The 17,090-nt window shown below is 67.5% G+C and carries 14 protein-coding genes and 1 tRNA gene; 9 read left to right on the top strand and 6 right to left on the bottom strand.

Translation table 11 applies throughout. From position 1 onward, the window contains the following. Positions 1 to 6 precede the first annotated feature (6 nt). The 3 genes from AC1DCZ_RS01755 to AC1DCZ_RS01745 form a co-directional block, all read right to left on the bottom strand. Positions 7 to 984, bottom strand: a complete 978-nt coding sequence (locus AC1DCZ_RS01755) for an ABC transporter permease (RefSeq protein WP_476894299.1) — start codon at positions 982 to 984, stop codon at positions 7 to 9. 138 nt (positions 985 to 1,122) lie between these two features. Then, positions 1,123 to 2,799 carry an ABC transporter substrate-binding protein gene (locus tag AC1DCZ_RS01750; protein ID WP_476973138.1) on the bottom strand — a complete coding sequence of 559 codons (1,677 nt, stop codon included), beginning with the start codon at positions 2,797 to 2,799 and terminating at the stop codon, positions 1,123 to 1,125. 53 nt (positions 2,800 to 2,852) lie between these two features. Beyond that, a complete protein-coding gene (locus tag AC1DCZ_RS01745; RefSeq protein WP_476973137.1) occupies positions 2,853 to 3,893 on the bottom strand; it encodes a LacI family DNA-binding transcriptional regulator in 1,041 nt (346 codons plus the stop codon). A 762-nt stretch (positions 3,894 to 4,655) separates the two neighbouring features. Between AC1DCZ_RS01745 and AC1DCZ_RS01740 the strand changes: the two genes are divergently transcribed. Continuing rightward, positions 4,656 to 7,412: an ABC transporter transmembrane domain-containing protein gene (locus AC1DCZ_RS01740; protein WP_476973136.1), complete on the top strand. Its 2,757-nt coding sequence runs from the start codon at positions 4,656 to 4,658 to the stop codon at positions 7,410 to 7,412. A gap of 240 nt (positions 7,413 to 7,652) precedes the next feature. Here AC1DCZ_RS01740 and AC1DCZ_RS01735 read toward each other — a convergent pair. Next, a tRNA-Ser gene (locus AC1DCZ_RS01735) sits at positions 7,653 to 7,742 on the bottom strand. Positions 7,743 to 7,880: 138 nt separating this feature from the next. On the opposite strand from AC1DCZ_RS01735, the gene AC1DCZ_RS01730 reads away from it, so the two are divergent. The 4 genes from AC1DCZ_RS01730 to AC1DCZ_RS01715 are packed head-to-tail and all read left to right on the top strand — an operon-like array spanning position 7,881 to position 11,732. Beyond that, positions 7,881 to 8,927, top strand: a complete 1,047-nt coding sequence (locus AC1DCZ_RS01730; RefSeq protein ID WP_476973135.1) for a zinc-dependent alcohol dehydrogenase — start codon at positions 7,881 to 7,883, stop codon at positions 8,925 to 8,927. 4 nt (positions 8,928 to 8,931) lie between these two features. After that, positions 8,932 to 9,330, top strand: coding sequence for a 6-pyruvoyl trahydropterin synthase family protein (locus AC1DCZ_RS01725; protein WP_476973134.1), 399 nt, complete (start codon positions 8,932 to 8,934; stop codon positions 9,328 to 9,330). A gap of 10 nt (positions 9,331 to 9,340) precedes the next feature. After that, the gene (locus AC1DCZ_RS01720; RefSeq protein ID WP_476973133.1) at positions 9,341 to 10,498 is read left to right on the top strand and encodes a glycosyltransferase family 4 protein; all 1,158 of its coding nucleotides are present in this window, start codon (positions 9,341 to 9,343) and stop codon (positions 10,496 to 10,498) included. A 4-nt stretch (positions 10,499 to 10,502) separates the two neighbouring features. After that, a complete protein-coding gene (locus AC1DCZ_RS01715) occupies positions 10,503 to 11,732 on the top strand; it encodes a DNA glycosylase AlkZ-like family protein (protein ID WP_476973132.1) in 1,230 nt (409 codons plus the stop codon). 31 nt (positions 11,733 to 11,763) lie between these two features. Here AC1DCZ_RS01715 and AC1DCZ_RS01710 read toward each other — a convergent pair whose 3' ends face one another. Continuing rightward, positions 11,764 to 12,267 carry a nucleoside deaminase gene (locus AC1DCZ_RS01710; RefSeq protein ID WP_476973131.1) on the bottom strand — a complete coding sequence of 168 codons (504 nt, stop codon included), beginning with the start codon at positions 12,265 to 12,267 and terminating at the stop codon, positions 11,764 to 11,766. Between the two features lie 75 nt (positions 12,268 to 12,342). Here AC1DCZ_RS01710 and AC1DCZ_RS01705 point away from each other — a divergent pair, with 75 nt between their 5' ends. The 4 genes from AC1DCZ_RS01705 (at position 12,343) to AC1DCZ_RS01690 (ending at position 15,044) form a co-directional block, all read left to right on the top strand. Then, entirely contained in the window at positions 12,343 to 13,173 is an 831-nt protein-coding gene (locus AC1DCZ_RS01705) for a phosphatase PAP2 family protein (RefSeq protein ID WP_476973130.1), read from the top strand. A 12-nt stretch (positions 13,174 to 13,185) separates the two neighbouring features. Then, positions 13,186 to 13,821 carry a uracil phosphoribosyltransferase gene (upp, locus tag AC1DCZ_RS01700; protein WP_120954329.1) on the top strand — a complete coding sequence of 212 codons (636 nt, stop codon included), beginning with the start codon at positions 13,186 to 13,188 and terminating at the stop codon, positions 13,819 to 13,821. Between the two features lie 86 nt (positions 13,822 to 13,907). Next, positions 13,908 to 14,285, top strand: coding sequence for a glyoxalase superfamily protein (locus AC1DCZ_RS01695; RefSeq protein ID WP_476973129.1), 378 nt, complete (start codon positions 13,908 to 13,910; stop codon positions 14,283 to 14,285). A 78-nt stretch (positions 14,286 to 14,363) separates the two neighbouring features. Next, positions 14,364 to 15,044 (top strand): HAD-IA family hydrolase, encoded by a 681-nt coding sequence (locus AC1DCZ_RS01690; RefSeq protein WP_476973128.1) that lies wholly within the window; start codon positions 14,364 to 14,366, stop codon positions 15,042 to 15,044. Between the two features lie 36 nt (positions 15,045 to 15,080). Here the strand turns inward: AC1DCZ_RS01690 and AC1DCZ_RS01685 are convergent, their stop codons facing one another. Beyond that, positions 15,081 to 17,084 (bottom strand): glycosyltransferase family 39 protein, encoded by a 2,004-nt coding sequence (locus tag AC1DCZ_RS01685; RefSeq protein WP_476973127.1) that lies wholly within the window; start codon positions 17,082 to 17,084, stop codon positions 15,081 to 15,083. Between the last annotated feature and the right edge of the window lie 6 nt (positions 17,085 to 17,090).

Genomic DNA, 17,090 nt, shown 5'->3' with positions numbered 1-17,090 from the left:
CTGTTTCTAGCTGACCCGGACCCGGGGGTCCAGCCGTACGTAAATGATGTCGACCAGGAAGTTAGCTGCCAGCACGGCGGCGGTGATGGTGAGGAAGATGCCTTGGGTCAGCGGGTAGTCCAGCGCCTGGACGGAGGTCAGAAGCTGGTAGCCGATGCCCGGGTACGCGAACACGGTTTCGGTGAGGAGAGCGCCGCCGACGACGAATCCGAGGGACATGCCGAACGACGTCACGGAGGGCAGCATGGCGTTGCGGGCCGCGTACTGGAACATGATCCGTCCCGGACGGAGTCCCTTGGCCCGGGCCATCGTGATGTAGTCCTCAGCGGTGGTTGCGATCATCGTGTTGCGCATCCCCAGCATCCACCCGCCGATGGAGACCAGGACAATGGTCAGGGCCGGGAGGATCAGGTGAGTAGCGACGTCGCCGATGTATTCAAGGGAGAACGAGGGGCTGAGGCCTGTGGAAAAGGCATGGCTCAGAGGCAGCCAGCCCAGGGTTATCCCGAACAGATAAAGAGCGGCCATGGCCAGCCAGAAATAGGGAAATGATCCTACGAAAATCAGCAACGGAGGAAAAACGGAATCCAGGAACTTTCCCCGCCGCCACGCTGCCAGAACGCCGAGGAAATTACCCAGAATGACGGCAATAACCAGGGAGGTGCCGCCGAGCAGGAGGGTCCATCCGATTTGTGATCCGATCACCTCCGAAACGGGGGACGGGAACCTGGAGAGCGAGATGCCCATGTCCCCGCGGAAGATGTTGCCGATGTAGGCGAGGTACTGCTCCCAAAGGGGCCGGTCGTCCAGGCCGAAGAGCCGCCGGAGCGCATCCACCTGGTCCGGGCGCATCTGAGCCTGCACCTGGGAGAACATTCTGCTGACAGGGTCCCCGGGCATCAGCCTGGGGAGGAAGAAATTCAAGGTGATGCAGGCCCAGAAGGCGATGATGTAGAACCCCAGGCGGCGGAGGAGGAATACCATGATTCCGCTTCTTTCTTGATGATTGTTGCGCCGCCCGGGGATCGGTCCGGGTCCGGCAGGTGGTAACGGTGCGGGTGCCGTGTGTGCGGCGGCTTTGGTGGCTGTCCGGGTTCGGTTGCCCGGACAGCCACCAGATGGCTACTGCGCCGGCTTGAGTGAGGTCAGAACCAGCACTGTGGTGGCGGAGCGGGCCGAGAGAGTGGCATACGGGTTGTCGTTGCTGGGCCAGCCCGTGAATCGCTGGTCGGTGTAGGCGCCCCATGCCGGGCCCGAGAACAGCGGGATCACCGGGGCGACGTCGTTGAAGCGTGTCTCGAGGGTGTTGACGAGGGTCTTCTGCGCTGTCGGGTCGGCCGTTGCCGCCAGCTTGTCCAGGGTTGCGGTCGCTTCCTGGTCGCCGAATCGGTGGTAGTTTTCGTTGGCTTTTTGGCCGACCGGTACAACAACGTTCTGTGACATTACGCCGCGGTAGAACTCATACGGCGTTGCGCCGGCGTTGCTCCAAACGATGCCGCTGTCGAAGGATCCGTCAGTGTATCCGGAGACGACCTGGGACCAGTCCGGGGAGTTGACCTCGACTTTCACGCCAAGTTTTTCCATGTTCTTGGAGATGATCTGACCGACGGACAGCCAGTCCGAAGATGCCGATCCTACAGAGAACTTGAACTGGAACGGCTTGCCGTCCTTGAGGGTGCGGATGCCGTCGGTTCCCTTTTTGTAGCCGGCGTCATCGAGCATCCGGTTGGCTTTGTCCACATTCAGCTTGGTCCAGTCGCAATTGTCAACGATGCTCTGGTCCCGCCAGCTGGCGTAGGTGTCGCTGAGGCCGGTGCAGTCGGCCGGATGCGTGTAGCCCGACATGCCCAGGTTGTCGACCTGATCGCGGTCCACGGCCATGCTGAGTGCTTTGCGTACGACCGGATCGTTAAAGGGGGCCTTGGTGGTGTTCAGCTGCCAGTTGATCGTGCCACCGGTCGTGGGGTACCAGAAGTGCCGGTGTGCCGGATCTTTGTCGACAAAGGTTTTCTGGATGTTGGGGATGAACTGGTCGCTCCAGTCCACGTCACCGTTCTGCAGGGCGAGGTTGGCCCCGGAGTTGCCGGCGAAGGCCAGCATCCTGATGCCGGTGAGCTGCTGTTTCTCCGGCTGCCAGTAGTTGGGGTTCTTATCCAGTTCGAATGACTGTGTCTGGAAATGGGAGACCTGGGTGTAGGGGCCGGTGCCTACCGGATTGTCGTTTGTGGCCTTGGCCGGATCTGCGATCTGGGACCAGACATGCTTGGGGGCGATGACCTGCTGGCCGACTTCGTAAAGCCCGGGAGCGTAGGCCTTGTTGAAATCGAAGCGGACAGTGTGCGCATCGACGGCGGAGACCTTGGCCAAGTAGTCGAATCCGCCCTGAATCTTCTTCTGAAGGTCAAAGGTATACACAACGTCATCGGCAGTCAGGGGTTGTCCGTCCGACCACTTAACCCCGTCGCGGAGCGTGAATGTCACTCCCTTGCCGTCTTCGTCCGCCTTCCACGAAGCGCCGAGCCACGGTACAGGCTCCCCCTTCACGGGATTGACGATCAGCAAGGGTTCGAAAACCGACTGCTGCGTCATCGGAAGGGCATTCGGGGAGAACGGGTTGAAGTTGCTGGTGAACGTTGCGGTGTCCTCCCGGGGGATTGTCAGGAGCCCGTTGGACGCGCTCCCACCCTTGGCTGTGCTCCCGGATGTGTTTCCGGCGCCGCAGCCGGTGAGAGCCAGCGCGCCGATCGCCAGTGTGGCTGCAACAACGGCCAGTGACCTCTTGGGGTTGATTTTGGGCATGAGGGAGCTCGTTTCGTCGGTGAAAGGGAGATGAGGTTAGCGGGGAGTGAACATCAGAATGCCGGGACCGGCAGGCGCACGGATGTACGCTCCACCAGAGGGCATTCGACAATGCGTTGGAGCGGGGCCAGATCACGGTTCGCTGCCAGTTTGGCCAGCATCGCGACGCCGGTTGCCCCCATTTGCCGGAACGGCAGCGCGACGGTCGTCAGGCTTGGCCGCAGGTAGTTGGCGATGATTTCCTGGTTGTCGAAGCCAACCACGGAGATATCGTCACCAATACGCAGCCCTCGTTCCTTGATGGCGTCGTAAGCGCCCATGGCCATGCGGTCAGTGGCGCAGAATATCGCTGTTGGGGGCCGGCTGCCATCCAGGAGGGCAGCTGCTGCGCGGTAGCCTTGGTCTGCCTCGCCGTCCTCGTTGATGACCAAGCTCTCATCCAGGCCGATGCCTGCCTGTTCAAGTGCTCGGACGTAACCGGCCCGGCGGCCGATGGCGGCCGGAATGACGGGATCAAGGTTGATGAGCCCTATCCGGTCGTGTCCGGCCCGGATGAGTCTCATCGTGGCAATATAGCCACCCTGAGCCTCATCCGGAATGACGGAATGCAGTTTTGTTGCTTCGTCAAAGCAGTGAACCAGGACCGTCGGCACTTCTTCCGCAACTGCAGGCAGCCGCACACCCCGATGCCAGCTTGTTGCATAGATCAGACCCTCGACGCGGTGCTCGAGCATCGTCTCGATGGCCCGCCGGTCGGCGTCACTGCTGCCGTCGGTGCTGGCGATAAGAAGCGTCTTACCCTCCCGCGCGGCCTGTTCCTCGGCGCCGCGGACAATGTTGGCGGCATATGGCGCGATCACGATTTCCGTGATCAGCCCGTAGAGCTTGGTCTGCTTGGATGCCAACGCACGGGCTCCCGCGTTCGGGCGGTAGCCCAGTTCGGTCACAGCCTGGTGGACGCGGTCACGGGTTTCTTCTGGAATTCCGTTTCCCGTTCCGCCATTCAGGACAAAGGAAACCGTCGTCCGAGAAACTCCGACATGGTTCGCGACATCCTGCATCGTCACTTTGGCCTGCCGTGGGTTCGTCTCCATTGACCGTCCGATGTCTAGTGAGTGGGGATGAATATTGGATGAGAGTCTAACCGAACCTACTGTTGCGCGTTACTAACGCGCGTTAGTTGATGTGAGATAGAACATATCCTGCGTTTGGTGGGGGTGTCAAGCAGTGTGGCCGCCACCGTAACGAGCATTCGTCTGCCTGCGTAGCGGGTGACAGCCCACGTTGATGGCGCCGATGAGCTGTGAGCCGAGGATCCACCGGATCGATACGCGGTTCAGCGGAGCTGAACTCGCGTTGGTCGAGAAGGCGGAGACTGGGCGGCCGTGCCTCCTCCGGTTGTTCTCGCTGCGGTGCAGCTCAGGGTGCTGGACGCTGCCCGGAGCGACGTGAAGCGGGCCGGAGTGAATCAACCAGTTGAGTCGCCTCGGGCATCGGGGCGTGCTGAACCTCGGGGCCCTCACCCCCGTGATCGACGAACTGCCGGAGCGTCACGAGCGCATGGTCAAAGCGCTCAGCGCGAGGGAGGTCCCCTGAGCATCACGACGGGGCTCAATCTATGACCTGGCCACCAGCGCGGACTAGACAGGCGGCGGCGCAGGCGGTACACCTTGAGCGGGCCATCCGCGTACAGGGGGAGGGTGCTCAATGGAGATCGCCGACATCTCGGATCTGCGGGAGACGGACACCGTTGAGCAGCGGCCGGGTGCAGAGACCCGCTTCAACCCCGTCGCCGCATGCGGTCGCTTCGCCCGGCGCTGCCGGCGCGGGGGCTTCCCCGGGCGAGGGCGTCCCGGATGTTTGTGACTTTTTGGCGGTTCCGCCGCGCCTTGGCACCGCGTGCCGCGGTGTTGGCCGCCGGAGCCGCCCTGGTGGTCCTCGCGGCTGCCCTGCAGGTGGCCATGCCGTGGCCCCTGAAGGTCATCGTCGATGATGTGCTCAAGACTCCCGGCGCTGCGAGCCAGAACGAGTTTCTGCGAACGTTCGGGGCGGCCGGGCTGGAAGGTCAGCAGCTGCTGGTCGTGGCCATTGCGTGCCTGTTGGTGTTCACCCTGGTCAACGCGGCGGCCAACTATTTTGGGGCGCGGCTGCTCAACGGCGTCGGAGAGCGGGTCATGGCATCCATCCGCTCCGAGGTGTTCGCCCACCTCCAGCGGCTGTCCCTGTCATTCCACGACAAGCAGAGGCTCGGGGATCTGGTGACGCGGGCGACCACGGACATCGACTACGTGCGCGCCATGATCATCTCAATGCTGGCGGTCCTGGTACCCAACATCCTCATTCTGGCTTTCATCACGACGATCTGCGTGGTGGTTGATCCGGGCTTCGCCATGATTGCCCTGGCGGTCTCACCGGTGCTGTTCGCGACGGTGCTGATGTACCGCCCCCGCATCAAGGCGGCGTCCCGGGCTGCGCGGAGAAGGGACAGCGACATTGCCTCCACGATGACGGAAACCTTCTCCTCGGTGCGGGTTATGCAGTCCTCCTCCAGCGAGGCGCGTCATGAGGCCGATTTCCAGCTCCGCAATGCCGCGCGGATGAATGCGGGCCTGAGACTGGTCCGGCTCCAGGCAGCACTGTCCCCGCTGGTGGATGTCATCGTCACATTCGGCACCGTCGTCGTGCTGTGGGCGGGTGTGCAGCGGGTGCTGGACGGTTCGATGACGCTGGGGCTGTTGCTGGTCTTTCTGGCGTACCTTAAGGCCCTTTACGATCCGATGAAGGAACTTTCCAAGCTGACGACGGTCATGAGCCGGGGTCAGGTCAGCGCGGAGCGGCTCCAGGACGTCCTCGGCACCGCCCCGGCAATAACGGACCCCCCTGGTGCCCCGCCGGCGCCGCGGCTGGCGGGCCTGGTGGAGCTGCGAGATGTCGACTTCCACTACGACGGTTCCGAGGTGCTGCACAGGATTAACCTGCGTGTGGAGCCGGGCCGGATGATTGCGCTGACCGGGCCCACCGGTGCGGGCAAGTCAACGGTGGTCAGTCTTATTCCGCGGCTCTACGACGTGACGGGCGGCGCCGTTCTCCTGGACGGCAGGGACGTCCGCGAACTCCAGCTGGCCGCGGTGCGCCAGCAGATCTCGATGGTCCTGCAGGAATCTATCCTGTTTCACGGCACCATCTATGACAACATCGCCTACGGATCGGACACAGCCACTCCGGAACGGGTTTTCGCCGCGGCCCACGCCGCGCACGTCGACGAATTCGTTGATCAGCTGCCGCTGGGCTATGACACCCCGGTTGCCGAGCGGGGCGTCAGTCTCTCGGGCGGACAGCGCCAGCGCATCGCGATCGCCCGGGCCCTCGTCCGCGATACACCGATCGTCATTCTTGATGAACCCACCTCCGGCCTGGACGCCATCTCCGAACAGTACGTGATGGAGGGCATGGACCGGCTCATGGCCGAACGGACCGTCATAGTCATCGCACACCGCCTCTCCACTCTCGGGCGTGCGGACAAGATCTACATGCTGGACAAGGGGCGGGTTGTGGAAAGCGGTAACCACGGGCAACTCCTCGCCGCCGGCGGTCTCTACAGCCGGCTCGACGGGCTGCAGGGGGCCCAGGGAAATCCGGTCCTCCCGCGGCCTGCTCCCGGCGGGATCCGCGAGATGACGTCGGCCAGGCCCAGGACCTCCGGAGCCCTCCCCTGGCGGATCGGAAGGGAGGGCGCGCTGGAGGTGCTGTTGGTTCACCGGCGCAGGCATCAGGACTGGTCCATCCCCAAGGGAAAGGCCGAACCGGGCGAGTCAGACCAGGAATGTGCGCTGCGGGAAGTCGGCGAAGAGACGGGTCTCGTCTGCCGGCCCGGTTCGGAGCTGCCGCAGGTGACCTATCTGGACCACCGCCGGCGCCTCAAGACGGTCCGCTACTGGGCCGCCGTGGCCCAGGGCGGCGTCTTCTCGGCCAACGATGAAGTGGACGAGGCCCGCTGGTTCAGCCTTCCTGCGGCGCTGCGCACCCTGAGCGAACCACGCGAAAGGCCCGTGATTCTCGCCCTGGGCGGGGTCCTGGAGCGGGAGCTTGGGATCCGTGCGGTGCCGGCCCGGGACAGGATGCTGTTGCTTATCCGCGGGGCCACAGCCACACCGCGGCACCTGTGGGACCACTCCGAAATTACCCGGCCGCTGGCCCACGAAGGACGCACGACGGCCCGCTCCCTCGAGGGCCTTGGTTCGTTCTTCGAGATAAACCGGATCCTCTCCGCGCCTGCAGCCCGGTGTATCGACACTGTTGAGGCGCTGGCACGCCGTGAATCCCTGACGGTGGAAGTGGCCAGCGATCTTTCCGATGGCCGTATTGAACGGGCAATGCGGCTCGTCGACAATGCCCGCGGCACGGGGACGGTGCTGTGCACGCATGAGGATGTCATCTCCTCGATCCTGGACCGCCTGGCCGCGCGCGACCGGACAGCCCTTGACAGCCGCGCCGGCCGCCGGCGCGGCTCGGTCTGGGCCCTGACTGGGGACACGTCACGCTACACCGGCGCGTATTATCTCCCCATGCCCGAGGCGGTCGGCCTGCCTGAACAGTGCGCGACCGGCAATTGACTGTCCACCGCTGCGCGAGAGGGCGCCCGCAGGTCCTTGGGTCCTCGACAGGCGACCGCCCCGCGAGTGCGGATGACCCGCGGATACAGAGGTTTGACGTCGGGGCTGAAGCGCAAAGCTGTTGGCTGGGCGAGAGCGCCCAAGGGTAGATTTGCCAATTCCTAGTCAATGAGCCAGTCCCCGGCAAAGCAAAGGCCCCCACTTTCCTTATAAATAAAGGGAAGCAGGGGCCTCGCTACGTGGCGGTGACGGTGGGATTTGAACCCACGTTGGCTTTGACACCAAACAACATTTCGAGTGTTGCACCTTCGGCCGCTCGGACACGTCACCAACCTGTATAGGGTACCGGAGCAGGGCGCTGTTCCCCAAAACGGCTCCGGAAATCCCGGCCGGTGCCGGCTTGCGGCGACTCGCCGGAGCCTGCGTCCTTTCCCCGGGCGCAGGGAGGGCGCTAGATTCGAAAGCACCATGATCACTCCTGAGCAGCAGACCACGGCCACCGCCTACTGGACCGTCGGGCTGGAAAAGGGCGAGCTCCGGCGCGAGGACCTGGCGGCCCCCGGACCCGGGGAAGCCCTCGTCCGCACCCTCTTCACCGGCATCAGCAAGGGCACCGAACTGGTCGTCCACAATGCCCGGGTCCCGGACTGCGTGGCCGCGGCCATGGCCGCCCCCCACCAGGAGGGGGCCTTCCCGTACCCGGTGAAGTTCGGCTACCTCTGCGTGGGCATCGTGGAGGAAGGACCGGCGGACTGGCAGGGCCGGACCGTCTTCTGCCTGTACCCGCACCAGGACCGCTTCATCGTGCCGGTCGCGTCCCTCACCGCGGTCCCCGACGGCGTCCCGCCCCGCCGCGCGGTGCTCACGGGAACGGTGGAGACCGCCGTCAACGGTCTCTGGGAGGCCGGCCCCCGCCTGGGCGACCGCGTCGCCGTGATCGGCGCCGGGCTCGTCGGCGGCATGGTCGCCAAGCTCCTGGGCGACTTCCCGCTCGGACGGCTGCAGCTGATCGATATCGACCCTTCCAAGCGGGCCTTCGCGGACGCGCTCGGCGTCGAATTCAGCCACCCCGACGAGGCGCTGCCGGACTGCGACATCGTGATCCACTGCTCCGCCTCGCAGGAAGGCCTCCGGCGAAGCCTGCAGCTGGTGGGCGACGAGGGCGAGATAATCGAAATGTCCTGGTACGCCGACCGCAGCGTCACGCTGCCGCTGGGGGAGGACTTCCACGCCCGCCGGCTGTCCATCCGCGCCAGCCAGGTCGGGGCCGTGGCCCGCTCCCGGCGGCACCGCCGCACGAACGCGGACCGGCTGGAGCTCGCCGTCGCCTTGTTGCAGGACCCGGCCTTCGACCTCTTCCTGACGGGCAGCTCCCCGTTCACGGAGCTGCCCGACGTCGTGCGGAGTCTCTCCGACGGCACCCTGGACGCCCTGTGCCACGTCATCGAATACCCCGACGTGGAACACCGGGAACACCCCGCCACCGATGCCCCCACAACCGAAACCACGAGGTAATTCCGTGTTCAGCCTGACCGTCCGCAGCCACTTCATGATCGCCCACAGCCTGCCCAGGGAAGCGTTCGGCCCCGCCCAGGGACTGCACGGGGCGACGTTCGTCGCCGAAGTGACGTTCCGGCGCCGGGCCCTGAATGAGGACGCGATTGTCCTGGACATCGGCGAGGCCGGGAAAGTGCTCGATTCCGTCCTCGACGGGCTCAACTACACAAACCTGGACGAGCACCCCGATTTCGCCGGCAAACTGAGCACCACCGAAGCCCTGGCCCGGTACATCGCCGACGCCGTGGCAGCACGGATCCGCGGCGGCGCCGACGGCCGCGAGCTGGCGGGCCTGGACGTCACGCTGCGTGAACACCCCGATGCCTGGGCCGGCTATTCGCTCGACTTCGACGCCAGCTAGGACCCGCACGGTGCAGCGGCCGGGCCTCAGCATCCGGCTGGTGATGCCCGGGAACGTGCGCCACAACTCCGGCGGGAACGTCTACAACGCGGCACTCGCCCGGGAGCTCGCGGTCCTCGGCGCCGAGGTGGAGACCTGCCCGTGCGACGGCGACTGGCCGGTGGGCAGCGCAGGGGACCGCCGGCGGTTGGCCGGGCTCCTGCGCACCCCTGCCGGTGCCGGCCGCTCGGTGATATTGGTGGACGGGCTCCTGGGCTGCGGAGCACCGGCGGAACTGGAGGCGGCCGCCGCGGCGGGCCAGCCCGTCTGGATCCTGCTGCACATGCCGCTGGGCGGCCATCCGTACCTGGAACGCCGGGCCCTGAACGCGGCAGCCGGCGTGATCTGCACCAGCGGCTCGGCTGCGGCCGGCATCCGGGCCAGGCACGGGTTCGACGGCGCCCGGGTCGCCCTGCCGGGCACCGACGCCGCCCTGCCAGCCCCCGGCTCGGAGCCGCCGCATCTGGTGGCCGTGGCCGCCCTGCTGCCGAACAAGAGCCAGTTGCTCCTGCTGGAGGCGCTCGCACGGCTCAAGGACCTGGCCTGGACCGCGTCCCTCATCGGCTCCGACGCCACGGACCCCGCCTACGCCGCGCAGCTCCGGGAACGAGCGGATTCCCTGGGACTCACGGACCGCGTCCGCATTCCGGGGGAGCTGCGTGGTCCCGCCATGGAGGCCGAATGGGCCGCCGCTGACCTCAGCTTGCTCATTTCCCGGGCCGAAACGTACGGCCTGGTGGTCACGGAGTCCCTCGCCCGTGGCGTGCCCGTGGTGGTGCGCGAGGGCACGGGGGCCGTGGAGGCGCTGGCGGCCGGCGAACGGACACGCAGCCGGGTGACCGGGTGTCTGGTGGACGACGACGGGCAGAACGACGGCGCGGAAGCCCAACTGCCGGGCGCCGCCGTCCTCCTCGCCGAGGATCCCGCACCGCTGGCGGACCTGCTGCGCCGCTGGCTCACCGAACCCGGGCTCCGCGCGCGCTGGCGGGACGCGGCAACGGCTGCGCGGGGCCGCCTGCCCGGCTGGGATGCCACCGCCCGGACCGTGCTGGCCGCCGTCGGCCCGGACGTATCCGGAAAGCCGGGCGCCTCAATTGATTCCGCCGGCGGACAAGCTGTTGGACAATGACCCCATGACTACCGAGCCCCTGACCACAGAACTGCCGGTCCCGCAGACCCTGACCCCCGAGCGGCTGCGCGCCTGGGCCTGGCACAAACAAGGCCTGGACGGCTCGCTGGCCGGCTGCACCGCGGAGCAGGTCTTCGCCCGCGCCGGGTGGGCGCGGTCGGTGGGCGGCGCCAACCCCTACCTCACCCTCTTTGCCCGGGCCGGCATCCGCCGCGAACAGGTGGACGCCGACGTCGCCGCCCGCCGGATCCTGGAGCTCCCCACCGCCCGCGGCTGCACGTACGTCCTGGGCCGCGACGACTTCGCCTGGGCCCTCACGCTGGGCGAGGATGCCGCCGGGGCCTTCCGGGTCCTGGGCCGGTTGGGCGTGGACCGCAGCGAAATCACGCTCCTCGAGGAACAGGTGCTGCACGCGCTTGCCGAAGCCGACGGCCCGATGGACCCCAAGCAGCTCAAAGAGGAGCTGGGCGATTCCGTGCGCAATCTCGGTGAAGAAGGCAAGAAGAAAGGCGCCACCACAACACTGCCTACGACCCTGGGGATCCTGCAGTCGCAGGGCAGGATCCGCCGCGTCCCGGTCAACGGGCGCCTGGACCAGCAGCGCTACGCCTACGAGCTCTGGGACCTGCCGCCCAGCACCCTGGACAGCGACGCGGCCCGCGCCGAGCTGATCCGGCGGTACCTGGGCTGGACCGGGGGCGCCACGCTTAAGCAGTCCCAATGGTTCACCGGGTTCACCGGCGCGCAGAGCAAGGCGGGGCTGGCCGCCGTCGGTGCCGTGGAGGTGCCCACCGCCGCCGGTGAGGTTCTCTTCATGATGCCCGACGACGTCGAGCGTCTCGCCGCCTTTGAAGAACCCGCCGAAGAGCAGATCCAGCTGCTCGCCGGAACGGATTCACTGGCGCTGCTCCGCCGGAACGCGGCAGAACTGCTCCCCGACGGGGAACGCATCGCCAAGAACGTGCTGGCCTCCCTGGCGCTGCAGGCCGACCTCCCGGACCATCCCGTCTTGGACCGCGGCCGGATTATCGGGCTCTGGCAGTACGAGCCGGGCAAGGAGCGGATCGTGTCGTGGCTGTTCCACGGTGCCACGGCCGCGGTGACCCGGCGGATCTCCGAGGTTGAAGCCTGGATCCGCGATGATCTCGGTGACTTCCGCGCCTTCAGCCTCGACTCACCGGCCGGGCGGCAAAAGCGGATCGACGCCCTCGCCGCGTCCGCCGCCGCGGGGTAGCGCAGGCTCGACGCCGGCCCCATAGGAAGGCTCAGCCGCTCCGGTGACCGGCGAAGAAGTCCCGGAGCAGCGCGGCGCACTCCGGCTCCCGGACACCGGCATACACTTCCACCCAATGGTTCAGCCGGCGCTCGCGGAGGATGTCGAACACAGAGCCGGCGGCTCCGGCCTTCTCGTCCCAGGCGCCGAAGACCACCCGCGGAATCCGGGCCAGGACAATGGCGCCGGCACACATGGCACAGGGCTCGAGCGTCACCACCAGGGTGCAGTCCTCCAACCGCCAGCCGTCGCCCGGTTCGCCGTCCCGCGCCCGCAACTGCCGCAGCCGCGCCGCGGCCTCCCGGATGGCCACCATCTCGGCGTGCGCCGTCGGGTCCCCGAGTGCCTCGCGTTCATTGCGCCCGGAACCTAGCACCCCGCCGTCGGGCCCGATCACGACGGCGCCGATCGGTACGTCCGCCGTGGCCAGTGCCCGGCGGGCCTCGGCGATGGCAAGGCCCATCCATTCGGCATGGCGGGGCTCCGGGGCAGTCATGGGTCAATGATAGTTTCGACCATAAGCAAGCTGTGCCCCTCAGCCGGGGGAGCACCAAGAAGTCGGGAGACGGCAGTGAGTACCAGGACCGAAAGCTGGTTGAACCAGCGCTGGGGCAGGTGGGTGGTGCCTTATGCTGCCCTGTGGATCACGATGCTCATTGGCGGCGTGGTGGTGGTGGTCCTGGCCTTGCTGGGTGCGGAGGTCTACGACAACGTCGTGGATTCGGTCGGATTGGCGAACCTGGACAAGCCCACGCTGGCGTTCATGGAACAGTTGCGAAGCCCCGGCCTGGACAGTTTCGTCACGGGTTTCACCAACATCGGCGGTGGGATCGGCATGCCCATCCTGGCCAGCATTCTGACGGCTTGGCTGACGTTCATCACGCGCACCTGGCGGCCCCTGATCCTCGTGGGCGGCGCCGCAGCCGTCTCCACCACCGCGACGGCCTTGGGCAAGAAGCTTGTGGGCCGGACCCGGCCGGATCATGCCGACGCCGTTCCGCCGTATGAAAACTCACCGTCCTTCCCCAGCGGCCACACGCTGAACTCCACGGTGGTGATCGGCGTGGTGGTCTATCTGGCCTGCCTGCAGGTGAAAAGGACGATTGAGCGGGTCGGCCTGATCACCGCGGGTGTGATCTTCGTCTTCGCCATGGGCATGAGCAGGGTTTTCCTGGGCCACCACTGGATGACCGACGTGATTGTCGGCTGGGTGCTTGGACTGGCGTGGCTCGGGATCGTGATCCTTGCGCACAGGCTTTTCCACGTGCTCCGGCACCGTGAACACGCGGGTCCCGCTCCCACGTTCGACCACCCGCTCACCAGCCATGGCGCCCGCGCGGCCAGCGCCGAGGACGGGACCGATGCATCCGGTCCCACGGGAGGCCCATCAACGTCCGGGTGATAGTTTTGACCCATGCGCACTCTCGTTGTGGACCACCCGCTGGTCGCCCATAAGCTCACCGTTCTGCGGGACAAGAACACCCCGTCCCCGGTCTTCCGCCAGCTCACCGAGGAGCTCGTCACGCTCCTGGCCTATGAGGCAACCCGCGACGTCCGCACCGAGCCGGTGACAATCGAGACGCCGGTCAGCACCACCATCGGCACCGCCTTCACCAAGCCCACCCCCCTGGTGGTTCCGATCCTCCGTGCCGGGCTCGGCATGCTCGAGGGCATGACCAAGCTGGTGCCCACCGCCGAGGTCGGCTTCCTCGGCATGGCCCGGGACGAAGAGACCCTGGACATCATCACCTACGCCGAGCGCCTCCCCGAGGACCTCACGGACCGCCAGATCTTTGTCCTGGACCCGATGCTCGCCACGGGCGGCACCCTGCGCGAGGCCATCAAGTTTCTCTTCAAGCGCGGCGCCTCCGACGTCACCTGCATCTGCCTGCTGGCCGCCCCCGAGGGCCTGGCCAAGCTGGAAGAAGAGCTGTCCGACGCGAACGTGACCATCGTCCTGGCCTCCATCGACGAGAAACTCAACGAGAAGTCCTATATCGTGCCGGGCCTGGGCGACGCCGGGGACCGCCTCTACGGGGTGGCCGGCTGATCCAGTCCGGCTGACCCGGCGGCCCCACGCGCCGGCCGACGTCCGGGCCCTTCCGGTTCTGCTTGTCCGCGGCTAGCCTGTGCACCATGGACTGGAAACTTGAACTCGTCTTCGTCCCCGTGTCCGATGTCGACCGCGCCAAGGACTTCTACGTCAACAAGGTCGGCTTCAACGCCGACTACGACGAGCGGCCCACGGAGGGCATCCGCTTCGTGCAGCTGACGCCGCCCGGTTCCGGCTGCTCGATCGCCATCGGCGAGGGCCTCAACGACGCCCCTCCCGGCACCGCCCCCAGCCTTCAGCTCGTGGTCGACGACATTCAGGCCGCGCACAAGCAGCTCAAGGACAACGGCGTGGACGTCAGCGACGTCGACGTCCAGGACTGGGGGCACTTCCTCCACTTCACCGATCCTGACGGCAACAAATGGGCGGTGCAGTTCATCCCCGGCCGGTCCAACGGCTGATCCCGCCTGATTGCGCGCGGTGACGGCTCCGGCCGCCGCCCGCGCGGGTGAAACATGGGCATGGGGCAGGATGGGGTCATGAACCCACTATCCCGCCGCAGTGTCACGCCCCTGAGCGCCCGCGCCATCTTGTTCGACATGGACGGCACGCTGGTGGACTCCACCAGCATCGTGGAGCAGGTATGGACCACTTTTGCCGGTCGCTACGGCCTGGATATCGGGGAGATCCTGCGCTCCTCCCACGGGGTCCAGGCGATGGACACGGTCCGCAGGTTCGCGCCCGCGGGTGCTGACATCCATGCCCTGGCCGCGGAGCTCGGCCGGATGGAGCTGGCCGAGACCCGCGGCATTGTCCCGGTACAAGGCGCGCTGGAGCTGCTGGCGAGCCTCCCGCCGGATGCCGTAGCGCTGGTGACGTCCGCCTCGCGGGACCTGGCCGAGGTCCGGATGGCGGCTGCGGGTATCGGCGTCCCGGCCGCCGCGGTCACGTCCGAGGACGTCGCCAGGGGCAAGCCGCACCCTGAGGGATACCTCCGGGCCGCCGCCCTGCTGGGTGTGGACCCGGCCGACGCGGTGGTGTTCGAGGACGCCCCGGCAGGCATCGCCGCGGGACTCGCCGCCGGCATCCGGACCGTGGCGGTTGGACCCAACGCCGGCGAATTGCCTCCCGGCGTGCTCCACATCCCCGACTACTCCGGGGTCTCCGTCACCACGCACCTCACCGGCGCGGGCGTCCGCACCCTGTCCTTGAGCTTCTAGGGTCAGCCCGCGGTCCGGGACGGCGCCCCAGCCTGCCTACTCAGCCAGCAGGTACACGGTGGTGCCGTCCATGGTCTGCGCCTTGAAATTCGACTGCACCCAGCCCGCAATCCGGGCCGCGTCATCGGATCCGGTTTGGCCCTGCATCATCCGGCCGGCGATGAAGTAGTGGATCCGTCCCGCGGCAACGAGCTGCTGGAACTGCGCCAGGGTGGGTGAGGGATCCGTACCATTGAACCCGCCCACCGCCATGACAGGAAGCTGTGTCGCGAGCTGATAGCCGGCGGCATTGTTGGACCCCACGACTGCGGCCGCCCAGGTGTAGTTCCCGGCGCCTGTTTCCAGTGCGGTCACCAGCGTTGCCGAGGGGGTGCTTGCCCCGAGCAGGCCGCCCATGCCGCCTGGCCCGCCCGCGCCGGGGCCCCGCGCGATGCCGGTCGCATTCCCGGTGGCGTTCCCCAGCCCGCCCAGGACCGCCGGGATTCCGGCGCCGCCCCGGCCAGATACTGGCGGCCCGGCGCTGACAATCGAGCCGCTGTGGGCCGTCGAGGCGGTGGCGAGCGAGTACGCCAGCGGCCCGGCGAGGGACGCGGCGACGGCGACTGCCGCCGTCGTTCGCCGCAAGATGCCGGGCGATGCGGCCCGGGGTACGGTGACGCCGGCCAGTACCAGGGCGCCGGCCGCGAGCGCCGCCACGAGCGCCACCCAGGCCAGCCACGGCACGAACGCCGTGGTTCGGCCCAGCAGTTCGGAGGCCATGAATCCGGCGGCGATGATGGCGGCGGCGAGGACCGCCGCCACGGCGGGCTGGTCCCGCCGCTGCCAGAGCAGGATGCCGCCCAGCCCGGCGAGTCCTGCGATCCCGGGCGCCAGGGCCACCATGTAATAGGGGTGGATGATCCCCGCCATGAGGCTGAAGGTCAGTCCGGTGACGGCCACCCAGGAGCCCCAGATGATCACGGAGGCCCGCACGGGGTCGGTGCGCGGAGCCCGGCGGCCCAGCCACAGCAGGCCGGCCCCGAGCAGCAGCACGGAGGGCAGCAGCCACGCGATCTGGCCGCCGAACTCGCTGTTGAAGAGCCGGAACAGCCCCGGCGTGCCCCAGCCGTTGCCGCCGCCCACACTCCCGGTCTCATCGCCGCTGAGCCGGCCCAGTCCGTTGTAGCCGAGCGTCAGTTCCAGGATGGAGTTGTTCTGTGAGCCGCCGATGTATGGCCGGGCGTCGGCGGGGACGAGCTCGACGGCGGCCAGCCACCACCCGGCGGCCGCGGCCATCGCCGTGCCCGCACCCAGAAGGTGGAGCAGGCGTTTGCCCAGTCCCGCGGGCGCGGCAAGCACATAGGCCGCGGCGAAGCCGGGGACGACCAGCAGCACCTGCAGCTGTTTGGTCAGGAATCCGAAGCCCAGGAACGCCCCGGCCAGCAGGAGCCAGCGCAGGCGCGCGTCCTGGATCGCGCGGAGCACGGCGTAGGCGGCCGCCGTCATGAGCAGCACCAGCAGGGCATCGGGGTTGTTGAACCGGAACATGAGCACGGCCACCGGCGTCAGGGCCATGACCGCGCCGGCGAGCAGCCCTGCGCGGTGGGCGAGTCCGGCGTCGGCGGTGGCGGGAGCGGCTGCCCGGCGCACGGCCAGATAGACCAGCCAGACCGTCCCGACCCCCATGAGCGCCTGGGGCACGAGGACGCTCCATGAACTGAGCCCGAACAGCCGCACGGACAGCGCCATCACCCAGAGCGAAGCGGGCGGCTTGTCCACGGTGATGGAGTTGGCGGCGTCCGAGGAGCCGAAGAACCAGGCCGTCCAGTCCTGGGATCCTGCCTGGGCCGCGGCGGAGTAGAAGGCGTTGGCCCAGCCCGAGGCGCCGAGATTCCACAGGTACAGGGCGGCGGTGGCCAGGAGCAGCCCGGCCAGTTCCAGCCGCGGCCGCAAGAGCGCGGACCGGGCGGTGGCACCCGCCGTGCGGGGGAGCCGGCCCCCGCCCGCCGTTCGGGGCCGGAGCAGGGTGGAAGCGGAGAGGGGGCGGAGGGTGTCAGTCATGGCTGC

It is taken from the genome of Arthrobacter sp. 10N418 (assembly GCF_056394725.1).
Note: the sequence above shows the minus strand (reverse complement) of the source record. Positions and strands in the feature narration are given on the sequence as shown.